Genomic DNA, 20874 nt, shown 5'->3' on the forward strand with positions numbered 1-20874 from the left:
ACACATCGAGGCGAGACATGCGAACCACCACCCGTCGACCTGCCACAGGCTGATTCGGGCGCCCCGCGGGGCACCACTCGAAGAGACGCGACCCCTCGCTCGCAGGACGACCGGTTTCGGTCTGTCATGAGCGGGGTGATGTAGGCCTGCGCCTGCTGCTTCCGCGGCAGGTCGCCTCACGGCCGCGGCGATGCAGATCGCGGACGAACGACAAGGGGATGGAATGAAGATCGGCAAAGCGACGGTGCCCCGAACCAGCATCTGCACCTCCGACGAGCACACGATCACCGTACGCGGTGCGAATCTGTGCGAGGACCTCATCGGAAAGCTGTCATTCACCGACTACTTCCACCTCCTCGTGACGGGGCGGCGTCCGTCTCCGGCGACGCTGGTCGTCCTCGATGCCACGCTGGTCGCGATCGCGGAGCATGGCCTGGTCCCGAGCGTGCAGGCGAGTCGCATGACCCTGGCGGCCGCGCCGGATGCGCTCCAGGGTGCCGTCGCGGCAGGGGTGCTGGGCTGCGGCTCGGTGATCCTGGGGGCCGCCGAAGCGGCGGGGCGTCTGCTGTCGGAAGTGGACCGGAGGTCGACGGATGGCATGTCGCTCGAAGAGGCCGCGAGCACCATCGTGGCGGCCGCGCGCGAAGCTCGGCAGCCCGTGCCGGGTTACGGACACCCCCTGCACAAGCAGCGCGACCCTCGCGCCGCGAAGCTGTTCGAAGTGGCCCGCGAGAGTGGCGCCGACATGCGCTACGTCGAGATCGCCGAAGCGATCGAGCGCGTCATTCCGCGTGTCTACGGCAAGGAACTCAAGATCAATGTGTCGGTCGCGATTCCCGCCGTCCTGCTGGGCGTCGGATTCCCGCTGGTGGCCTTGAAAGGTGTGCCGATCCTGGCTCGTGTCGGGGGGCTCATCGGCCATCTGGTCGAGGAACTGGAGAGCCCGATCGGCTTCGCCCTGTCCTTCCAGGCCACCCGCGAACTGCTCTACGAGGGGCCGCCCCCGCAAGGCTCCCGAGGGAACGCCTGATCGCAGGCGAACGACGTTCAAGCAGCGGGAGCATTTCCATGTCGAAGGTATTGCAGGGTGTCCGTGTGATCGAGCAGGGCACGTTCATCACGGGCCCGGCGGCCGGGATGTTGCTGGGCGATCTGGGCGCCGACGTGATCAAGGTCGAACAGCCCGGCAGCGGCGATCCGTTCAGGGCATTCCGAGGCGGGCTGTACAGCCCTCACTTCCAAACCTACAACCGCAACAAGCGCAGCATCGCGCTCAACCCGAAGAGCCCGCAGGATCTGGAGATATTCGATCGCCTGATCGCCGACGCGGATGTCTATATCCAGAATTTTCGACCAGGGACTGCCGAGCGTCTGGGCGCCTCCGAAGAGCGGCTGCGAGCCCTCAACCCGCGCCTCATCTACTGCGCGATCAGCGGCTTCGGGCAGACGGGTCCTGCATCGCAGCGCCCCAGCTACGACACGGTAGCCCAGGCCGCGAGCGGTTACCTGAACCTGCTCGTCAATCCTGCCAACCCCCGAGTGGTCGGACCCGCGATCGCCGACTCCATCACCGGCTTCTATGCGGCCTACGGGATCCTCGGGGCGCTCTACGAGCGGGAGCGCACCGGCCAAGGTCGCAAGGTGGAGGTGTCGATGCTTGAAGCCATGTGCCACTTCAACCTCGATGCGTTCACGCACTACTTCTCCGAGGGAGAGGTGATGGGGCCGTTCAGCCGGCCGAGCGTCTCGCAGTCCTACGTCCTGAAGTGCCGCGACGGCAAGTGGATCGCGCTGCACATGTCCTCCCCGGAGAAGTTCTGGAAAGGCCTGGCAACCGCCATCGAGAACACGGAGATCTTCTGCGACGAGCGTTTCTCGAGCCGCGAAGCGAGGATCCAGCACCAGGACGAGCTCATCCAGGTCCTGGGCGCCACGTTCGCACTGCGAACTCGCGAGGAATGGTGCAGGCGCCTTCGCGAGGAGGACGTTCCCCACGCGCCGATGTATGACACCAGCGAGGCGCTCGACGATCCTCAGGCGCAACACCTCGAGCTGCGCGTGACGGTACCGCATCGCACGCGTGGCGAGTTCAGCACCGTGCGCTCGCCCGTGTCCTTCGATGGGCAACGGTCGGTGGATGTCGTGCCGCCGCCGGAACTCGACGAGCACGGCGACGAGATCAAGCGTTCGCCTTGGGATGGACGCACGAACGACGGCAAATCGTCGGGCGGTCAATCGCCATGAGCCCCACACGTTTCCGTGCTGTGGTCATGGAGGCGTGAAACGGCGACGAAGACGACCCGAAGAGAGGTCAGATCGGATGCCATTCAGATCAGTTCGAAAGCACAAAAACGATTCGGAGACAAGAATGAGCAGATCAATTTCAAAGCGGCGGTCCAGGATTCGTTGGGTCGTCGAGCGGCTTGGAGTGCCGCTGGCGAGCCTGGTCGTGCTGCCTGCGCAGGCGGTGGAGATCGAGACCGGCAATGCGGACGTGCAGCTTCGCTGGGACAACACCTTCAAGTACACCGGGGCAGTCAGGCTCCGCGATCCGTCGTCGCGCCTGGTTGACGACAACCTCCCGGCCAACATCAACAACATCAACCTCGACGACGGTGATCGCAACTTCCGGCGCGGGTTGATCTCGAACCGGGTCGACCTGCTGTCGGAGATGGACGTCAGCTACAAGAAGCGCTTCGGTGCACGCGTCAGTGCGGCGGCCTGGTACGACACCGTCTACAACCGCAGCAACGACAACGACAGCCCGGACCGAGTTAACCAGGTCTCGGCGCCATACAACGAGTTCACGGACGCCACCCGGGATCTTCACGGCCGCAAGGCCGAGTTCCTTGACGCCTTCGTCTATGCCAACGGTGATTCGGGCAACGTCCGCCTCGGCCGCCATTCGCTTCTCTACGGCGAGACGCTGTTCTTCGGAGGCAACGGGCTGGCCTACGCGCAGTCGCCGACCGATGTCGTGAAACTGCTGTCGGTCCCGAACTCCCAGTTCAAGGAGATCACGATCCCGGTCAATCAGGTCTCGGGACAGTATCAGATCACCGAGCAGGTGTCGCTGGGCGGCTACTACCAGTTCGAGTTCAGGAAGTCGAGGATCCCGGCGGTCGGCAGCTACTTTTCCGGCGCGGACGTCTTCGACGACGGAGCCGAACGCTTCCTGTTCGCTCCAGGCGTCGGGGTACCCAGGGTTGCCGACGAGAAGGCAAAGGATTCCGGCCAGGGCGGTATCCAGTTGCGCTGGCGTCCCACCGGTACCGACGTGGAGTATGGGTTCTATGCGGTCCGCTACCACGACAAGTCGTTCCAGGCCTATCTGCGGCCGGTCGCCGGCAACTTCCAGCTCGTCTATCCGGAGAACATCAAGTCGTACGGGGCAAGTTTCAGTACGGAGGTCGCGGGCTTCAACCTGGCGGGCGAAGTCTCCGTGCGCCGCAACACGCCGCTGGTCAGCGGCCCTGTCCTGGACCTCAGCGCTGACGGCGTGGCCGACAACAACCGCAATGCCGGCTACGCGGTGGGCAATTCGCTGCACGCCAACCTGTCCGGAATCTTCTTCCTGAACCGCACCGCGATCTGGGACAACGCGAGCCTGCTGGCCGAGATCGCCTGGAACCGCAGGACCAGCATCACGAGGAACCCTGCCGAGCTCGACCCCAACACTTCGCGCGATGCGTGGGGCCTGCGCGCGCTGCTCGAGCCGCAATGGTTCCAGGTTGCGCCAAGCCTCGACCTCTCGGTCCCGATCGGCCTGGGCTACAACCCGCGCGGCAATTCTTCCGTCGTGCAGGTCTTCAACGGTGGGGTGAAGCGCGGTGGCGATTTCAGCATCGGGCTCAAGGGGGTTTACGACCAGGTGTGGCGCGGCGGTTTGAACTACACCCACTACTTCGGTTCCGAGGGGCCGGCACTGGGGGCGGACGCCAACCTGACGTTCAAGCAGAACAACGGCGACAGGGATTTCATCTCCCTGTCCTTGCAGCGCACCTTCTGAAGACGAATCGGAGACAACATGATGAAGCACATGATCGCGGCGGCGGCGCTGCTGGCGAGCGCCTGCCTCGGAGCAGCGCCGGCAGCGGCCGCGGTGACCGCGGACGAGGCGGCCAAGCTGAAGTCGGAGCTCACGCCGCTGGGCGGCGAGAAGGCCGGCAACAAGGATGGAAGCATTCCCGCGTGGGACGGTGGCTACACGAAGGCGCCCGCCGGCTACAAGAAGGGCGACCCGAGACCCGATCCGTTCGCCGGTGAGAAACCTCTCCTCACGATCACGGCGGCCAACATGGATGCGCACGCCGACAAGCTCGACGAGGGGCAGAAGTACCTGCTGAAGAAGTACCCGGACTACAAGATCAACGTCTACCCGACGCACCGCACGGCCGCGGCGCCGCAGTGGGTCTACGACGAGACCTTCAAGAACGCGACACGCAGCAAGCTCGATGGCTATGCCGTCACGGGCGCCTTTGGCGGCGTGCCGTTCCCGATTGTGAAGTCGGGGACGGAGCTGATGTGGAACCATTCATTGCGCGTGCGCCCTGCGGCGTACTCGCAGTACTTCAACAGCTACACGGTCGACTCCGGTGGGCGCCCGTCGCTCGCTTCGGGGGGCGTGAACGAGATCACCGTCCCGTACTACGCGAAGGGGGGCACCCCGGACTCGATCAAGGCCGGCGTGTACTACCAGAACCTGCAGACGACGACCGCGCCGTCCGTGCGGGCCGGCGAGCTGCTGATGTACTACGACCAGCTCGACAACAGCCGCCCCGCCTGGCAGTACCTGGTCGGTCAACGACGCGTCCGCAGAGCGCCGACCATCTGCTGCGACACGCCGAACTTCGTGACGTCCGGCGTCGACTTCCTCGACCAGGTCTTCGTGTTCATGGGTCCGATGGATCGCTATGAATGGAAGCTCATCGGGAAGAAGGAGATGTTCATTCCCTACAACAACAACCGCCTGCTGCTGGCCGACGACAAGGAGGCGATGAAGCCGAAGTTCCTCAGTCCGGATCTGATCCGGTGGGAGCTGCACCGCGTGTGGGAGGTCGAAGGCAACCTGAGAGCGGGGCAACGCGACGTTCGTCCCAAGCGCAAGCTGTACTTCGACGAGGACACAAGCATCGCGGTCATCGGCAACACCTGGGATGCGCAGGGGACGCTCTGGCACACCTCGTTTGGTTTCCCCAACATCCAGTTCGACGTGCCGGCGGTCTCGATGGAAATCTGGACGACGATGGATTTCATCAAGGGCAATTACACGTACACGGCGACCCGCGAAAAGATCATGGACGAGCCGTGGCCGGAGAACTACTACACGCCGGAAGCTCTGTCGCGGAAAGGCGTTCGCTGATGGGCAGGGGCTTCCTGCCTGCCCTACCGCGGGAAGCCATGTCTCTCTAGAGAAGACATCATGAAAGCAACGACTTGCGCAATGGCCGTGGCGCTGGCCCTGGGTGTCGCGGCCATCAATTCGGCGGCCGATGGCCGTGCGACGAACCCGGCCCTCGATCCGCTCGATCCGCTGGTGCTGCCCGCGGTCCGGACACCGCGGGCAGCCCAGTCGGTCCTGGTTGCCATCACGAGGGCCGGCGAGCGTCTGATCGCCGTGGGCGAGGGAGGCATCGTGCTGACCAGCGACGACGACGGCAAGACGTGGGCGCAGGCCGAGGTGCCCGTGAGCGTCACGCTGACCAGCGTGCAGTTCGTGACGCCGTCGCTCGGCTGGGCGGTGGGACACAGCGGTGTCGTGCTCTCCACCGTCGACGGCGGGCGCTCCTGGTCGAAGAAGTTCGACGGTCTCAGGCGGGTCCAGGCGAAGGGCGACGACACGCAGAACCCTCAGTCCGGGATGGCCGCCGGAGGGGCGAGCGATCCCTTGCTGGACATCCACTTTCTCGACGCACAGCGAGGCTTCGCGGTCGGCGCCTTCGGCCTGTTGCTGCGGACGAAGGATGGTGGCGCTACCTGGGAGTCCTGGGAGAAGCATCTGCCGAACCCCGACGGAAACCACCTGTACGGCGTCCGTTCGGCTGGGGACCATGTCTATGTCGTCGGAGAACGCGGCAGCATCTATGCGTCCCGGGACGGCGGAGAGACCTTCACCGCGCTGAAATCACCCTACGAAGGAAGCTTCTTCGGGCTGACCGTTGCCTCCAGCGGACCCTTGGTGGTGTACGGATTGCGCGGCCGAGCATTCGCTTCGGAGGACCAGGGCGACACCTGGCATCCCCTCGACGTGGCGGCCGGCAGCGCCTGGACCGGTGCGGCGGCGATGCCGGACAGGCGCATAGCGCTGGTCGGCCAGGCCGGTGACGTCGCCGTCGGCGACGAGCACGGCCGGGCCTTCGAACCGGTCGGTGGACGGCGGGCATCGCTGTCCGCTGCCGTGGCCAACCGGCATGGCGATCTGGTGGCCGTGGGCCCGAGAGGTGTCCTCGTGATCGACATGTCATCCCTCAAGCGACAGCAAGGCGGCAAGTCATGATGGGCGAAACGGGCCAGGGCGCGGGTCTGATGGCCGACCCGGCGATGACCTTCGATCCGCGGACAGGCTCCTGGGTCGAGCGGCTCTTCTTCAATCACCGGCGGCTCGTCGTCGTCGCCTGCCTGCTCGTGACGCTGATCCTGGGGTTCCAGGCGACCCGGCTCCAGCTTGCAGCCAGCTTCGAACGGATGCTGCCGAGCGAGCACCCCTACATCGTCAACCTGCGCGAATACGAGAAGCAGCTGGCGGGCTCGGGCAACGTTCTGCGGATTGCGGTCGCCACGAGCCACGACTCCATCTTCTACCCGGACTACATGGAGACGCTGCGCAAGATGAACGACGAGATCTACCTCCTGCCCGGAGTGGATCGCGCATTCATGAAGTCGCTCTACATGTCTGCGGTGCGGTGGATCGCGGTGACGGAGCAGGGACTCGAAGGCGGGCCGGTCATGCCCGATGGCTTTGACGGTTCGCCTGGGAAGATGGCCGAGCTGCGGCAGAACATCGAGCGCTCCGGCCAGATCGGACTGCTGGTCGCGGCCGATTTCAAGTCGACGATCCTGTCCGTGCCAATGCTCGACGTGGACCCGGCGACCGGGCACCCGCTCGACTACCAGTCGCTGAACGAGAAGCTCGAGCAGCTGCGGGCGAGATACCAGTCGCAAGACGTCGAGATCCGCATGATCGGGTTCGCAAAGCTCGCCGGCGACCTGATGGACGGCTTGCAGCAGGTGCTGCTGTTCTTCGCTGTGGCGATCGCGATCTGCACGCTGGTGCTCTTCTGGTACACGCGCTGCGTCAGGAGCACCCTGCTCGTCGTGCTGTGCTCGATGGTGGCCGTGATCTGGCTGCTCGGCCTGCTGCCGCTGCTGGGGTTCAACCTCAACCCGTACTCGATCCTGGTGCCTTTCCTCGTCTTCGCGATCGGCATGAGCCATGGCGCGCAGAAGATGAACGGGATCATGCAGGACATCGGCAGGGGAGCGCCCAAGCTGATCGCGGCACGGCTGACGTTTCGACGGCTGTTCCTGGCAGGCCTGACGGCGCTGCTGGCCGATGCCGTCGGCTTCGCGGTGCTCACGGTGATCAAGATCCCGGTGATCCAGGACCTGGCCCTGGCGGCCAGTCTGGGCGTGGCGGTGCTCGTCTTCACGAATCTGGTGCTGCTGCCGGTGCTGCTGTCCTACATCGGCGTCAGCCCGAATGCCGCGCAGAGAAGCCTCTCGGCCGAAAACGGCTACGGGGCGGGCGGCGAACTCAGGAAGCACCCATTCTGGGCAGTGCTCGACCTGTTCACCGAGCGCAAGTGGGCTGCAGTGGCCCTGGCGACAGCGGCTGTCGTCGGTGCCGCCGGCTTCGCAGTCAGTCTCCATCTGAAGATCGGCGATCTCGATCCGGGCGCACCGGAACTCCGGGCCGACTCCCGCTACAACCTCGACAGCGCCTACATCGTCGAGCACTACGCCGCGAGCAGCGACGTCTACACGGTGATGATCCCGACGCCACGCGACCAGTGTTCACAGTACGCGACCCTGCTGCGCGTCAGTGCACTGGAGACGGCGCTCAAGGCGCTGCCGGGTGTGGAGTCGACGATGTCGTTCGTGGGCACCGCCAAGAGCGGCCAGGTGGGGTTCGCAGAGGGAAATCCCAAGTGGTACGAGATCTCCCGGGACCAGGCGAGCATCAACTCCGTCACCCAATATGCGCCGCGCGAGACTCTGGATGCGCAATGCAGCTTCCTGACGATCCAGGCCTACCTGACAGATCACAAGGCCGACACGCTCTCAGCGGTATCCCGGGTGGTCGACGACTTCGGCGGACAGTACAACAACGAGCAGGCGAAGTTCCTTTCGGCGGCAGGCAATGCCGGCATCGAAGCGGCGACGAACAGCGTCGTGAAGGAAGCCAATCGCCAGATGCTGCTGATCGTCTATGCCGCGGTGATGCTGCTGTGCTTCGTGACCTTCCGTTCCTGGCGTGCCGTGCTGTGTGCGGTGCTGCCACTGGTGCTGACCTCCATCCTGTGCGAGGCGCTGATGGTGTGGCTGGGTATCGGCGTGAAGGTGGCGACGTTGCCGGTCGTCGCACTTGGCGTCGGCATTGGCGTCGACTACTCGCTGTATGTGCTGAGCGTGACCCTTGCCGAGATGAAGACGGGAAAGAGCCTCTCGGAGTCCTACTACCGCGCCTTGCTGTTCACCGGCAAGGTGGTCGTCCTGACCGGAATGACCCTCGGCATTGCCGTGGCGACCTGGGCGTTCTCGCCGATCAAGTTCCAGGGCGACATGGGGATCCTGCTGGCCTTCATGTTCCTCTGGAACATGCTGGGCGCGCTCGTGCTGCTGCCAGCCCTGGCGACGTTCCTGCTCAAGCCCACGATCGTGCAACGGACGTCGACTCCGGAGTCCGCCAGGGTGGAGGTGAGCGCATGAACCGCAACTCGGAAGCCTGTCTTGTCGGAGCGTCGATGACGCGCCATTTTTTGGGAGAGCCATGATGAGCCTTGAGAACTGGACGCCTAGCAATGTCGATCTCGACAAGGCGCGCGTCGCTGCCACGCAGCGGCGGGACGCCAACCGGGTGAAGATGCTTCATCACCACGCCTTCCGCTGCAGGAATGCAGAGGAAACCCGTTCCTTCTACGAAGGACTGCTGGGCTTCCCGCTGGTGGCTGCGTGCATCGAGCCGATCGATCCGCTGACCAACGAGCCGAAGCCCTACATGCACATGTACTTCGAGCTTGCGGATGGCAGCGCGCTTGCGTTCTTCGATTACCCCTCCCACTTCAAGGCGAGCGACTTCCCGGAGGTCGACCAGTTCGGCCATCACATCGCCATGGAAGTGAAGGGCGGCGACGCGGTGATCGATGCATACAAGGACAAGCTGACCCAGGCCGGCATCGACGTGCTCGAGATCGATCATGGCTACTGCCGGTCCATCTATTTCTACGACCCGAACGGGATGCGCGTCGAGTTCGCCACCAACGTCTCCGTGACGGAGCGCTTCTTCGCTGACAAGTACCAGTCCGTGGACGCCGACATGTCGGCATGGAAGAAGTTGCGCGAACAGCACTTCGGACAGCAGCAGACGGCCTGAAGACACAGGCGAACCTCTGCGACTCGCACCCATGAGCACCTTCGAACAGGCCCCGGTCGAACTGACATCCAGCGATGGATGTCGGATCGCCGCGTGGCACAACGGCAATCCGGCTGGGCGAGCAGTCGTGCTGCTGCATGGCTTCTCGCTCGACCATACCGTCTGGGACCGCGTGCGATCTGATCCTGGACTGTCGGAACGTTGCCATCTCGTTGCACCCGATCTGCGAGGGCACGGCCGTTCTGGGCGTCCCGCCGACATTCACGGCTACACGAGCGGAAAGCTGTGGGCCGACGACCTGAAGACCATCGTCGATTCGCTCGCGCTGGATCGGCCGATCCTCGTGGGTTGGTCGTACAGCGGGCGTGCCGTCAACGACTATCTGCGCCACCACGGATCGATCAACGTCGCGGGGCTCGTCTTCGTCGCGGCTGCCACGCTCGCCGATCTCAGCGCGATCGGTCCTGCCCATCGCTGTCTTGCAGAACTTTGCTCGCCGGAGCCGGAGATCGGGCAGGCTGCATCGAGCACCTTCCTGCGCGAGGTGCTGCGACAGGTGCCCGGCTCCGAGACCTACGAGAAGTTCGCCGCTGCGCTCGCCCGTACGACGCCCCAGCAGAGGACCTGGCTGCGGAGCCGGGCGCTGGATTACGACGGGATGCTGGCGGCACTCGATCTGCCCGTCCTCGTCTGCCACGGGGCCGAGGACAGTGTCGTCCTGCCGGTGCTGGCACAGAAGCTCGGCGCGGTCATGAAGCAGGCCCGGATCTCGATCTACCCCACGTGCGGACATGCTCCGTTCATTGAAGACCCCAGACGATTCTGCGAGGAACTCCTGCAATTCGTCGTTCAGACCGACGCCGAGCGATGCGCGGCGTCCATCACCTCCTAGCGAAAGAAGGAAGATATGAAGATTCTCGTCATCGGCGGCACGGGCACCATCGGATCCCGGGTCGTGAACGGCTTGCTGAGCAAGGGTGTGAACGTCAATGTCATGACCCGCGATCCGGCCAAGGCCACCGGGCTGCCCAAGGGCGCGACGGCGGTGTTTGGCAATCTCTCGGATCCGCATGCGACGCGCGACTCGTTCAAGGGCATCGACCGCGTCTTCATGCTGAACGCCGCCAGCACGGCAGAGGCCTACGAAGGAATCATGGGCGTGCTGCTGGCCAAGGACGCGGACGTGGGGCGCTTCGTGTACATGAGCACGCACCGCGCGGACCTCACCGAGTTTCTTCCCATCGGTGGAGGCACGAAGCTGCCGGTCGAGAAGGCGGTTGCCATCTCCGGCATGCCGTTCACGATCCTGCGGCCGAACAACTTCTTCCAGAACGACTATTGGTACAAGGATTCGATGCTCAACGATGGCATCTATCCCCAGCCGATTGGCTTCAAGGGCATGTCGCGCGTCGATGCCCGCGATATCGCGGACGTGGCCGTGTCGACACTGCTGAACGAGGGCCATGCGGGGCAGACCTACAACATCACCGGTCCACGTGTCGAGACCGGACCCAGCAGCGCAGCGGCCTGGTCGACCGCCCTGAACAGGAAAATCGAGTACGCCGGCAACGACATGGAGCTGTTCGAGCGCATGCACGGGTTCATGGGCTCCGCGCTGGTGAACGTGTACCGGCGCTTCTACGAGTTCTACCAGGAGCACGGCCTGTTCGCGACGGAGCAGGACATCGCCGGAACCACCAGGCTGCTGGGCCGCGCGCCGCGTTCCCTCGAATCGTTCGCCATCGAGACCGCGAAAGAGTGGGCCGCCAAGTGACTTCGGCATACGTGGTGCTGCGAAAGTCCAGCCAGGATGCAGGGGAGATGCGATGAAGGACATGCAAGGCGCCGCGGCGCTGATCGGCCGGGTATTCGTTGCTCACGTGTTCGTCGTGGCATCGGTCATGAAGCTCATGAACTTCGCGGCAACGGCCGGGTTCATGACGAGTCTTGGCGTGCCATATGCGCCGGTGCTGCTCGGTCTGAGCCTGCCGATCGAGCTGATCGGCGGCCTGATGATCGTCGTCGGCTGGCAGGTCCGGTGGGCGGCCCTGGCGCTTGCCGCGTGGCTGGTGATCGTGACGCCGATCTTTCACGCCTTCTGGGGCCTGGACCCGATCCAGACCCAGAACGAGATGAATCACTTCATGAAGAACGTGTCGATTCTCGGGGCCTTGCTGTTCATCTCGGCGATGGGGCCGGGTGGCCTCAGCGTCGACGCAATCCGGACCCGCAGGAGTGGGCTGGACGGGACGCGATAGCGCCACCCTGACTGTTCAAGCAACTTGATCGACGACAGGCGGATCGAATGACAAAGGTTCAGATAGTCTTCTACAGCATGTACGGCCATGTCCGGCTTCTTGCCGAGGCCGTGGCGGAGGGCGCGCGGCGTGTCCCGGGTGCCGAGGTCGGTCTCTTCCAGGTGCCCGAACTCGTTCCCGACGAGGTCCTGCAGAAGAGCGGCGCGCTGCAGGCACGGTCGGCCTTCGCACACGTCCCCGTAGCCGTCCCGGAGCAACTGGCGGATGCCGACGTGATCATCTTCGGGACGCCGACGCGTTTCGGGAACATGTGCGCGCAGATGCGCAATTTCCTGGACCAGACCGGAGGCCTGTGGGCCAGGGGCGCGCTGATCGGCAAGGTCGGCAGCGTGTTCACCAGCGCGGCAAGCCAGCATGGCGGCCACGAGACGACCCTTACCTCCTTCCACACCACGCTACTTCACCACGGCATGGTGATCGTCGGGACGCCTTACTCGTGCACCGCGCTTGGCAATGTCGACGAGATCACGGGCGGAACGCCCTACGGCGCCAGCACGGTGGCGAAGCTCGATGGCAGCCGGTTGCCGTCGGAGAACGAGCTGACGATCGCGCGTTTCCAGGGCGAGCACGCCACGAAGATCGGCCACCGGCTTGCGGGTCGTTGAGCGACGCCTGTCCGTGCGAATGGCAAGTCACCCGAGCAGCCTGATCTCGAATGAGCGGTGCGTCCGTGTGCCGCGGCGAGCAGCCACTGCCGTATCTGTTCTGACATGAACCCTGTCCCTACCCATCGGAGATCATCGACGTGAAGTATCTGGAGAACGCCTGGTACGCCGCCGCGTGGAGCGAGGAGATCGTGGATGCGCTGCTTCCCCGCAAACTGCTGGGTCGGCCGCTCGTGCTGTACCGCAACCCCGCGGGAAAGGTCAACGCGCTGATCGATCGGTGCCCGCACCGATTCGCCCCGTTGCACATGGGAAAGTTGCACGGCGACGTGGTGGAGTGCCCGTATCACGGCCTGCGCTTCGACGGCAGCGGGACCTGTGTCCACAACCCGCATGGCGACGGCGCGATCCCGCGCGCAGCCTGTGTGCCGAGTCATCCGGTCGTCGAGAGGCATCGCCTCGTGTGGGTCTGGATGGGTGCACCCGAACTGGCCGACGCATCGTCGATCCCGGATTTCAGCTACGTCGACGATCCCGCCTACACCACCGTGACCGGTTCGGTCTCGGGAGCCGGCCACTACGAGCTGTACAGCGACAACATCCTGGACCTCGGCCATGCCGAGTTCCTGCACACGGGCCTGGGTGCGCCGGCCTTCACGAAGGGGCCCCGCGAGATCTACCAGGACGGATTGACCGTCTGGTCCAACGTCCACAGCCTGAACGACTATCTCTCGCCCCTGCACGCCGCGCTGAAGCAGCTCGAGGGCCGTCGACTGGACTGGTGGGTCGACACGCGCTGGGATCCACCGGCGAGCATGGACCTGACGCTCTACGTCGACGAGATCGGTGGTTCGCGGCAGACGGCCAAGTGGATCGATCGGACCTTCCACATCATGACGCCGGAGACGGAGTCGACCACCCACTACTTCTGGGCAGCCAGCAGGAACTACCGCCGCGAGGACGCCGAGCTGAGCCGCGCGATGCAAGAAGGTTTCACCGCCGCCTTCGAGAACGAGGACAAGCCGATGATCGCCGCCCAGCAGGCGAACATGGAGACGACCGACTTCTGGTCGCTGCGTCCGGTCCTGCTCGCAGGCGATGCGGGCGGGGTGCGTGCGCGCCGGGTCCTGGCGGGACTGATCTCCGGTGCGCGCACCTGACCATCGAGGTAGATGAACGTGATCGAATCGAACGAGCTGGCCGGCGTGCCGGCGATGCAGACGAGCCGCGCCGTGGACGATCTGCCCGGAGCCATCCGGGTCGGCGTCGCACGCAAGCGCCAGGAGGCCGAGGACATCTGCAGTTTCGAGCTGGTGGGTTTCTCGGGGTCCGCGCTTCCCGTGTTCACGCCCGGGGCCCACATCGACGTCCGGATTCCGGGTGATGGCGATCTGGTGCGCCAGTACTCGTTGTCGAACTCTGCCGAAGAGCGGCATCGCTACGTGATCGCCGTGCTGAAGGAGCCGCAGTCGCGCGGCGGGTCGACCGGGATGCACGAGCGAGTCATGGAGGGCGACGTCCTCCAGATCAGCTCGCCGCGGAACCATTTCGAGCTTACGCCGCAGGCCGAGCAGGGGTCGTCGATCCTGATCGCCGGTGGCATCGGGATCACGCCGCTGCTTTCGATGGCCGACCACCTGGCTCGCAGGAAGGCGGACTTCGAATTCCATTACTGCGCGCGCTCGGCCGAGCGCATGGCGTTCAGGAGTCGCCTCCAGCAGTCTGCGTACGCGGACCGGATCAACCTGTACGTCGACCAGGGCGAGGGTGCTTCGCGGATCGACATCGCCCGGGTCCTGCAGGTGCCTTCACCGACACGCCATCTCTATGTGTGCGGGCCGGAAGGCTTCCTGAACGCCGTGACCATCGGGGCGCGTCAAGCGGGGTGGCAGGACGGGAATGTCCACTTCGAGCACTTCAGTCACCGGGTCGAAGCGTCAGAAAGCGATGCGGCCTTCGACGTGAAGCTGGCCCGGTCCGGAAGGACGATCCGCGTTGCAGCCAATCAGACGGTCGTCGAGGCGCTAGCGAAGAACGGCGTCGAGCTGCAGGTGTCCTGCGAGCAGGGTGTGTGCGGAACCTGTCTGACGCGTGTGCTCGAAGGCATTCCCGACCATAAGGATGTCTACATGACACCCGACGAGCAGGCCAGGAACGACCAGTTCACGCCCTGCTGTTCGCGTTCGAGGACGCCGACGCTGGTCCTCGATCTATGAGCGTTTCCGTCAGTGCGGAGATGACCCCCGCCGAAGTGCTGGCATCGTACCCGGCACATGCCGACACCGTTCCAACGCTCCTCGCCTCGCGCGCCGGTGCGATCCCGTCGTCGCCGGCCTTGCGCTTCGGCACGCGATCGTTGTGGGCCTACTCGCAGGTGATGGCCGGCGTGGAGGCGCTCGCGTCGGCGCTGGCGGCCCGTGGCGTGTCGCGTGGCGTGCGCGTTGCGCACGTGGGAGCGAACAGCGACGTCACGGTGATCCTGTTCCTGGCGCTGGCCCGCATCGGTGCCATCTTCGTGCCGATGAATCCGGTACTGACCGACGAGGAACTGCGCTACCAGCTGGAGCACTCCGAGGCGACAGTCATCGCCGGCGACGACCAGTTTCTGCTGCGGTGGAGTGCGATCGGAGAGTCGCTGCCCAGGGGGCCGTGGTGCCTCCCGCTCAGCTCGATCGGCCTGAACCTACCCGGCGCCGACGAGGTGCTCGGGGCCATCGACGGATTCAGGGCTGCCGCGGAAGGCGACCGACCCGGCGCCTTGCCCCGTCCGGAAGATCCGCTGGTCATCATCTATACGTCGGGCACGACCGGGCGGTCGAAAGGCGTCGTCCACACGCATCGGAGCTTTGTCCTGTCCGCCGAGGCCTTCGTCGGACGCCTGCACCTCCAGCCGACAGACCGGCTGCTGACCGTCTTTCCGCTGTTCCATGCCAACGCACTGTTCTACTCGCTGGGCGGTGCCCTGGCTGCAGGGGCGACGTTCATCACGACCGCCAGATTCAGTGCCTCGTCGTTCTGGCAATTGGCCTTGGCCGTGGAGGCGACCCAGCTGAACATCCTGGCGTCGCTGGGCAAGATCCTGAGCATGCGGTCGCGCTCGGAGTTCGAGCCCGACCACCGCATCCGGAAGATCTACGGCGGGCCGATCAGCGCGGAGATGATGCGGGTCTTCCAGGAGGAGTTCCGCGTGCCCACGCTGATCGAGGGCTATGGCATGTCGGAGATCCCCGCGGCCTGCTGCAATCCCTTCGAGGGGCCTCACAAGGTGGGCAGCATCGGTCTTGCCGGCCGCCATCCCCTGCGCTCAGGACCGTTTGCGGAGATGCGTGTCGCGGACGACGATGGTCGCGACGTCGCGGTCGGCGATGTGGGCGAACTGATCGTCAGGACGCCGGTGATGTTCGTCGGTTATCTGAACGATCCGGACCAGACGGCCGCCGCATTCCGCGACGGCTGGTTCCTGACCGGCGATTACGTCCGCCAGGACCGGGATGGATACCTGTACTTCGTCTCCCGCAAGAAGGACGTCATTCGCCGTCGTGGTGAGAACATCGCGGGTGCCGAGATCGACAGGATCGTGGGTGAACACCCCGATGTCGCCGAGGTGGCGGCGATCGGGGTTCCTTCGGAGCTCGGCGACGAGGAGATCCTGATCGCGGTCGTGATCAGGGCCGGGTGCACGCTAACGCACGAGACGCTGGCACGCTGGTGCAGCGAGCGGCTTGCCGCAATGAAGCAGCCGCGGTTCATCGCATTCATCCCGTCCCTTCCGCAAACGCCGACGCATCGCGTCGCGAAGCATGTCCTCCGGCAGGATGCCGAACTGCCACGCATCGCGCGCGACATGTTGGCGCGAGCGGGCCGAGAGATCCGGGGCGGGGCGGACAGGTCCCCATGAGCGGGCGCACCCTCTACGACAAGCTCTGGGACGAGCACGTGGTCCATCGCGAGGATGACGGGACCTGCGTCCTCTACATCGATCGCCATCTGGTCCATGAGGTCACGAGCCCTCAGGCCTTCGAAGGGCTGCGCCTGGCGGGCCGCCCGGTCTGGCGTGCGAGTTCCATCGTGGCGACGGCAGACCACAACACGCCGACATCGGGATGGGCGGCCGGCTACGACGCCATCGTGGACCCGATCTCCAAGCAGCAGATCGAGACGCTCGACTCGAACGTCGGATCGATGGGGACGGCGGCGTACTTTCCCTTCCTGCACAGGAACCAGGGCATCGTTCACGTCATCAGTCCGGAGCAGGGCGCCACCTTGCCCGGCATGACCGTCGTGTGCGGAGACAGCCACACCAGCACCCACGGTGCGTTCGCCGCGCTGGCCTACGGGATCGGTACCAGCGACGTCGAACACGTACTGGCCACGCAGACGGTCCTGGCTCGCAAGGCCAGGAACCTTCGTGTCCGGGTGGAAGGGGTGCTGGCCGAGGGCTGCTGTGCCAAGGACATCGTGCTGGCCGTCATCGGCATGCTCGGGACGGCGGGAGGCACGGGTTCGACGATCGAGTTCGCGGGACCGGCCATCCGGGCCCTGAGCATGGAAGGCCGCATGACGGTCTGCAACATGGCCATCGAGGCGGGTGCCCGGGCCGGCCTCATTGCCGTGGACGAAACGACCATCGAGTACGTCCGTGGCCGGCCGATGGCGCCGAAGGCGGCGCAGTGGGATCAGGCCGTCGCCTACTGGCGAACTCTGCATTCGGATGAGGATGCGCACTGGGATCACGAGATCAGCCTCGATGCCTCGAAGCTGCTTCCCCAGGTCACCTGGGGAACGTCGCCCGAGATGGTGACCGGCATCGACGGCCGCGTGCCCGATCCGGTACTCGAGCCGGATGCAGGCCGCAGGGCCACGCTGGAGCGCGCACTGCACTACATGGGCCTGACGCCGGGTCAGTCCATCGAGAGCATCTCGATCGACAAGGTCTTCATCGGATCCTGCACCAACAGCCGGATCGAGGATCTGCGCGAGGCAGCCAAGATGCTGCAGCGGCTGGGGGGCCGGGTGGCGTCGAGCGTGAGTCTGGCGTTGGTGGTGCCGGGCTCGGGGCTCGTGAAGCGCCAGGCGGAGGCCGAAGGGCTGGACCGGATCTTCACGGCAGCCGGATTCGAATGGCGCGAGCCCGGCTGTTCGATGTGCCTGGCGATGAACGCGGATCGCCTTCAAGCGGGTGAGCGTTGCGCCTCCACCAGCAACCGGAATTTTGAAGGTCGGCAGGGGGCGGGAGGAAGGACGCATCTCGTCAGTCCCGCGATGGCGGCAGCCGCCTCGATCCATGGCCACTTCGTCGACATCCGACGCCATCCAGTCGGGTTGACGGGATGCTCGGTCAATGTTGTCGTCGCTTGATCCATTCGATCTTCTATCGAACGCATCGATCGTTCCAATGTGAATTGATCATTTTACCTTCGTTGCCAACCCAATTAGTATTTGTGCAGTCATCGGACTAGGCGATCTGCCGACCTTGTCGGCGGATCAGCCTGCGCGATGATTAGTAAAACTATTCGAGAGCGAGACAAGATGAAGTTCGTCGAAAATGCTTGGTATGCAATAGGCTTGTCGACCGTCATTGAAACCGGAAAGATGCTGGAGCGCACCGTGTGCGACCAGAATCTGGTTTTCTACCGCCGACCCGATGGCTCGCCGGTCGCCTTGCGCAATCGCTGTCCACACCGCTTCGCCCCCCTCAGCAAGGGGCGTCTCGAGGGCTGCGTCGTCACCTGCGTCTATCACGGCCTGAAATTCGACGACACCGGCAAATGCGTGCACAACCCGCACGGCGATGGGAGTATTCCCAAGGCGGCCGTGGTCCGAAATTACCCGGTGGTCGACCGTCACGGGTTTTCCTGGGTCTGGATGGGGGATACCCCGAAAGCTGACGATAAACTGATCCCTGACCTTTCTCCGCTGGACAGCGCGCCGGCGACCGCGACTTTCCGCGGCACTTTCATCAGCCCGCTGAATTACGTCCTGCAGATGGACAACCTGATGGATTTCAGTCACGTCGATCATCTGCACACGTGGTTCGAGACGGGGGGGTTGTCGACGGCCAAGCCGAGCGTCACCGAACGCGACAACTCGGTGTCCAGCCTGTGGAAATGGGAAGCCGACCATGGCTTCGGCCTGCACAAGGACCACATGGCACCGGGGCCCGTGGACTCCTACATGGAGAGCCTGTGGTTCGCCCCGTCGATCATCGTCAACAAGCTGAGCTCGGTGGCCCGTGGCCGGCCGCGTGACGAGGGAACGGGCATCTTCGCCGTGCACCTGCTGACGCCCGAGACGGACAAGTCGATCCTGTACAGCTATGCGCTGACGCGAAATTTCGCGCTGGCCGACGCCGATCTGACGAGCCAGACCGAGAAGGCGCTGCTGTTCGTGAACGAGACGGAGGACATGCCGATGGTGGGGGCCGTGCTCAAGGAGATGGGCGACCAGGACTTCTGGTCCCTCAACCCCGTGCTGCTACAGCACGATGCCGGCCCGATCCGCGTCAGGCGCACGCTGGACCGATTGCTGAAGGAAGAAGCGAGCGCCTAGCAAGGCACTACATCGTTGCGGACCGCCCGACGGGCGAGCCATCAAGAGACACAAGGAGAAGACATGTACCCATTGGCCGAAGGAATGTACGCAGTGCGCAATGCCTGGTACGTGGCGGCATGGTCGAAGGAAGTCACCCGGGAGCCCATGGAGCGATGGATCCTAAACGAGCCGGTCGCGCTCTACCGGACGCAATCGGGTGAGCCGGTGGCGCTGGAGGGTCGCTGCCCTCATCGGCACTTTCCTCTCGGCAAGAGTCGTGTGGTCGGCGACAACATCGAATGCGGCTATCACGGCATCACCTTCACGCCGACAGGCAGCTGCGCGAAGATTCCAAGTCAGGTCCAGATACCGTCGGCCTGCAAGGTGCGGTCGTACCCGGTGGCCGAGCGCTGGAACTGGATCTGGATCTGGACCGGCGATCCCGACAAGGCGGACGAGACGCTGATCCCTGATCACAAGGCGCTGTTCATCCTCGATCCCGGCTACGAGACCGTCGGGGACGTGTACTACCCGGTCCCGGGTCGGTACATGCTGATGCACGACAACGTGCTCGACCTCAGCCATCTCGCCTACCTGCATCAGACGACGATCGCATCCGCCGGTGTGCCGGAGGCAAAGGAAATCAGGGAGACGGGTGTCGGCTGGACCCGCAGCTCGCGATCGATTCCGGACACGGAGTGCCCGCCGTATTTCGCCAAGCCGTTCAACTACACCGGGCAGGTGGATCGAAGCTTCTCGATGACGTCGTATTTCCCGTCATTCCATGCCGGCTACGACCAGTTCCATGTCGCGGCGAACGCCGCGACCGACCCCGGCCGGTATCTCGGGACGGTCCGCGTCTATCACGCCATCACGCCGGCACGATTGAACACGGCCCACTACTTCTTCGCCCTCGGCAGGGACTTCAGCATGGGTGATTCAGCTTTCTCGGCAGCCCTGATCGAAGGTATCCGGCCGACGCTCGAGGAGGACATGTCGGCAACGCGTGAGATCGAGCAGATGCTTCAGGGGCTTGCCGAGGAGCCCAAGGAGATCCTTCTGCGTGCCGATGCTCACTGCGTCCAGGGCCGTCGGATGCTCACGGAGATGATCCTGAAGGAATCTTCGCCGAATGACGCGTAGAAGCCGGGTCCCGTCCGGTCTCGATCCGTGGACGTGAAGCCTCGGCATGCGGGGATCGGCTGCGAGATGCTTGCGCGGGACGCCGTGGAACTGCGTCGGCAGGGGCTGACGGTCGAGGTCATCGCGCAGCGCTTGCTGACCAACCATTGGCGGGTTTGCCAGGCGCTGAATTTTCATGAGCGGCACGCGGGGCGGCCGACCTGTCTAGCGGGAGCCGCCCCACTTCGAATCGGTCGGGAGTGACGATCGGCAGAGAAGCGCCAAGCGCCGCTTCATCCGACCGGCCGCCGCAGCGCAGGGCATGTCGACGATCACCGTCTAGCGACGGGACGGATACCTTACGTCTCGAACGCCACAGTCATCGCGCTGGCCCTGCCATCGAAGGCCGATCCGTTCTCGACTTCAGTGGTTTATGGTGTCTCCTCTCGGAGACTTGAGCCGACATGGGGCCCCTGGGTGCCATGTCGGCCTTTTTTTGTGTTGGCGCACGGCGCGCTGGTCATGTGGCGTACCGAGGGTGACGCACCCCAGGTCGAGCCCGTGAAGGCGAGGCAAGAGAGAGGTCCGTGCTTGGAGTGCCGGACGGCCCATCAGGTCACATATGACAGAAATACTTCTCATGTCTGATGGCAATCCACGCTAGGCAGCCGCAGCGCGGGACGCTACAAGAAAAATCAGGGTCGAG

17 protein-coding genes are annotated in these 20874 nt (G+C 64.5%); all 17 read left to right on the forward strand.

Annotated elements, in window-relative coordinates; translation table 11 throughout:
- Nucleotides 1-223 precede the first annotated feature (223 nt).
- The 17 genes from ACQY9S_RS01780 (at nt 224) to ACQY9S_RS01860 (ending at nt 20189) form a co-directional block, all read left to right on the forward strand.
- Nucleotides 224-1030, forward strand: a complete 807-nt coding sequence (locus ACQY9S_RS01780; protein WP_428422858.1) for a citryl-CoA lyase — start codon at nt 224-226, stop codon at nt 1028-1030.
- 38 nt (nt 1031-1068) lie between these two features.
- Complete coding sequence (locus tag ACQY9S_RS01785; protein WP_428422859.1) at nt 1069-2244, forward strand: CaiB/BaiF CoA transferase family protein; 1176 nt, start codon at nt 1069-1071, stop codon at nt 2242-2244.
- Between the two features lie 184 nt (nt 2245-2428).
- On the forward strand, nt 2429-4009 hold the full coding sequence (locus tag ACQY9S_RS01790; protein WP_428422860.1) for a DUF1302 domain-containing protein: 1581 nt from the start codon (nt 2429-2431) through the stop codon (nt 4007-4009).
- Between the two features lie 21 nt (nt 4010-4030).
- The gene (locus ACQY9S_RS01795) at nt 4031-5362 is read left to right on the forward strand and encodes a DUF1329 domain-containing protein (RefSeq protein WP_428422861.1); all 1332 of its coding nucleotides are present in this window, start codon (nt 4031-4033) and stop codon (nt 5360-5362) included.
- An 81-nt stretch (nt 5363-5443) separates the two neighbouring features.
- On the forward strand, nt 5444-6496 hold the full coding sequence (locus tag ACQY9S_RS01800) for a WD40/YVTN/BNR-like repeat-containing protein (protein ID WP_428422862.1): 1053 nt from the start codon (nt 5444-5446) through the stop codon (nt 6494-6496).
- Nucleotides 6496-8928 (forward strand): efflux RND transporter permease subunit, encoded by a 2433-nt coding sequence (locus ACQY9S_RS01805; protein WP_428425553.1) that lies wholly within the window; start codon nt 6496-6498, stop codon nt 8926-8928. The genes ACQY9S_RS01800 and ACQY9S_RS01805 overlap by 1 nt, the downstream gene beginning before the upstream one ends.
- 64 nt (nt 8929-8992) lie before the next feature.
- Nucleotides 8993-9592, forward strand: a complete 600-nt coding sequence (locus ACQY9S_RS01810) for a VOC family protein (protein ID WP_428422863.1) — start codon at nt 8993-8995, stop codon at nt 9590-9592.
- Nucleotides 9593-9623: 31 nt separating this feature from the next.
- A complete protein-coding gene (locus ACQY9S_RS01815) occupies nt 9624-10484 on the forward strand; it encodes an alpha/beta fold hydrolase (RefSeq protein ID WP_428422864.1) in 861 nt (286 codons plus the stop codon).
- A gap of 15 nt (nt 10485-10499) precedes the next feature.
- Nucleotides 10500-11366: an SDR family oxidoreductase gene (locus ACQY9S_RS01820; RefSeq protein WP_428422865.1), complete on the forward strand. Its 867-nt coding sequence runs from the start codon at nt 10500-10502 to the stop codon at nt 11364-11366.
- Nucleotides 11367-11418: 52 nt separating this feature from the next.
- Nucleotides 11419-11850 carry a DoxX family protein gene (locus tag ACQY9S_RS01825; protein WP_428422866.1) on the forward strand — a complete coding sequence of 144 codons (432 nt, stop codon included), beginning with the start codon at nt 11419-11421 and terminating at the stop codon, nt 11848-11850.
- 47 nt (nt 11851-11897) lie between these two features.
- The gene (gene wrbA / locus ACQY9S_RS01830; protein WP_428422867.1) at nt 11898-12515 is read left to right on the forward strand and encodes an NAD(P)H:quinone oxidoreductase; all 618 of its coding nucleotides are present in this window, start codon (nt 11898-11900) and stop codon (nt 12513-12515) included.
- A 140-nt stretch (nt 12516-12655) separates the two neighbouring features.
- Nucleotides 12656-13675, forward strand: a complete 1020-nt coding sequence (locus tag ACQY9S_RS01835) for a Rieske 2Fe-2S domain-containing protein (protein WP_428422868.1) — start codon at nt 12656-12658, stop codon at nt 13673-13675.
- Nucleotides 13676-13729: 54 nt separating this feature from the next.
- Nucleotides 13730-14731: a PDR/VanB family oxidoreductase gene (locus tag ACQY9S_RS01840; RefSeq protein ID WP_428425555.1), complete on the forward strand. Its 1002-nt coding sequence runs from the start codon at nt 13730-13732 to the stop codon at nt 14729-14731.
- Nucleotides 14728-16413: an AMP-binding protein gene (locus ACQY9S_RS01845; protein WP_428422869.1), complete on the forward strand. Its 1686-nt coding sequence runs from the start codon at nt 14728-14730 to the stop codon at nt 16411-16413. Before ACQY9S_RS01840 ends, ACQY9S_RS01845 begins: the two co-directional genes overlap by 4 nt.
- Nucleotides 16410-17873, forward strand: a complete 1464-nt coding sequence (gene leuC / locus ACQY9S_RS01850) for a 3-isopropylmalate dehydratase large subunit (RefSeq protein ID WP_428422870.1) — start codon at nt 16410-16412, stop codon at nt 17871-17873. The genes ACQY9S_RS01845 and leuC overlap by 4 nt, the downstream gene beginning before the upstream one ends.
- Nucleotides 17874-18044: 171 nt before the next feature.
- Nucleotides 18045-19064, forward strand: coding sequence for a Rieske 2Fe-2S domain-containing protein (locus ACQY9S_RS01855; RefSeq protein ID WP_428422871.1), 1020 nt, complete (start codon nt 18045-18047; stop codon nt 19062-19064).
- Between the two features lie 63 nt (nt 19065-19127).
- Nucleotides 19128-20189 carry a Rieske 2Fe-2S domain-containing protein gene (locus ACQY9S_RS01860; RefSeq protein ID WP_428422872.1) on the forward strand — a complete coding sequence of 354 codons (1062 nt, stop codon included), beginning with the start codon at nt 19128-19130 and terminating at the stop codon, nt 20187-20189.
- Nucleotides 20190-20874 lie beyond the last annotated feature (685 nt).

The sequence above is a fragment of the Methylibium sp. genome (assembly GCF_965279545.1).
GTDB lineage: Bacteria > Pseudomonadota > Gammaproteobacteria > Burkholderiales > Burkholderiaceae_C > Methylibium.

Coding starts and splice junctions, on each gene's coding strand:
- ACQY9S_RS01780 (WP_428422858.1), top strand. CDS start 224: ATGAAGATCGGCAAAGCGACGGTGCCCCGAACCAGCATCTGCACCTCC.
- ACQY9S_RS01795 (WP_428422861.1), top strand. CDS start 4,031: ATGAAGCACATGATCGCGGCGGCGGCGCTGCTGGCGAGCGCCTGCCTC.
- ACQY9S_RS01840 (WP_428425555.1), top strand. CDS start 13,730: ATGCAGACGAGCCGCGCCGTGGACGATCTGCCCGGAGCCATCCGGGTC.
- ACQY9S_RS01800 (WP_428422862.1), top strand. CDS start 5,444: ATGGCCGTGGCGCTGGCCCTGGGTGTCGCGGCCATCAATTCGGCGGCC.
- ACQY9S_RS01810 (WP_428422863.1), top strand. CDS start 8,993: ATGAGCCTTGAGAACTGGACGCCTAGCAATGTCGATCTCGACAAGGCG.
- wrbA (WP_428422867.1), top strand. CDS start 11,898: ATGACAAAGGTTCAGATAGTCTTCTACAGCATGTACGGCCATGTCCGG.
- leuC (WP_428422870.1), top strand. CDS start 16,410: ATGAGCGGGCGCACCCTCTACGACAAGCTCTGGGACGAGCACGTGGTC.
- ACQY9S_RS01845 (WP_428422869.1), top strand. CDS start 14,728: ATGAGCGTTTCCGTCAGTGCGGAGATGACCCCCGCCGAAGTGCTGGCA.
- ACQY9S_RS01860 (WP_428422872.1), top strand. CDS start 19,128: ATGTACCCATTGGCCGAAGGAATGTACGCAGTGCGCAATGCCTGGTAC.
- ACQY9S_RS01805 (WP_428425553.1), top strand. CDS start 6,496: ATGGGCGAAACGGGCCAGGGCGCGGGTCTGATGGCCGACCCGGCGATG.
- ACQY9S_RS01855 (WP_428422871.1), top strand. CDS start 18,045: ATGAAGTTCGTCGAAAATGCTTGGTATGCAATAGGCTTGTCGACCGTC.
- ACQY9S_RS01820 (WP_428422865.1), top strand. CDS start 10,500: ATGAAGATTCTCGTCATCGGCGGCACGGGCACCATCGGATCCCGGGTC.
- ACQY9S_RS01785 (WP_428422859.1), top strand. CDS start 1,069: ATGTCGAAGGTATTGCAGGGTGTCCGTGTGATCGAGCAGGGCACGTTC.
- ACQY9S_RS01825 (WP_428422866.1), top strand. CDS start 11,419: ATGAAGGACATGCAAGGCGCCGCGGCGCTGATCGGCCGGGTATTCGTT.
- ACQY9S_RS01815 (WP_428422864.1), top strand. CDS start 9,624: ATGAGCACCTTCGAACAGGCCCCGGTCGAACTGACATCCAGCGATGGA.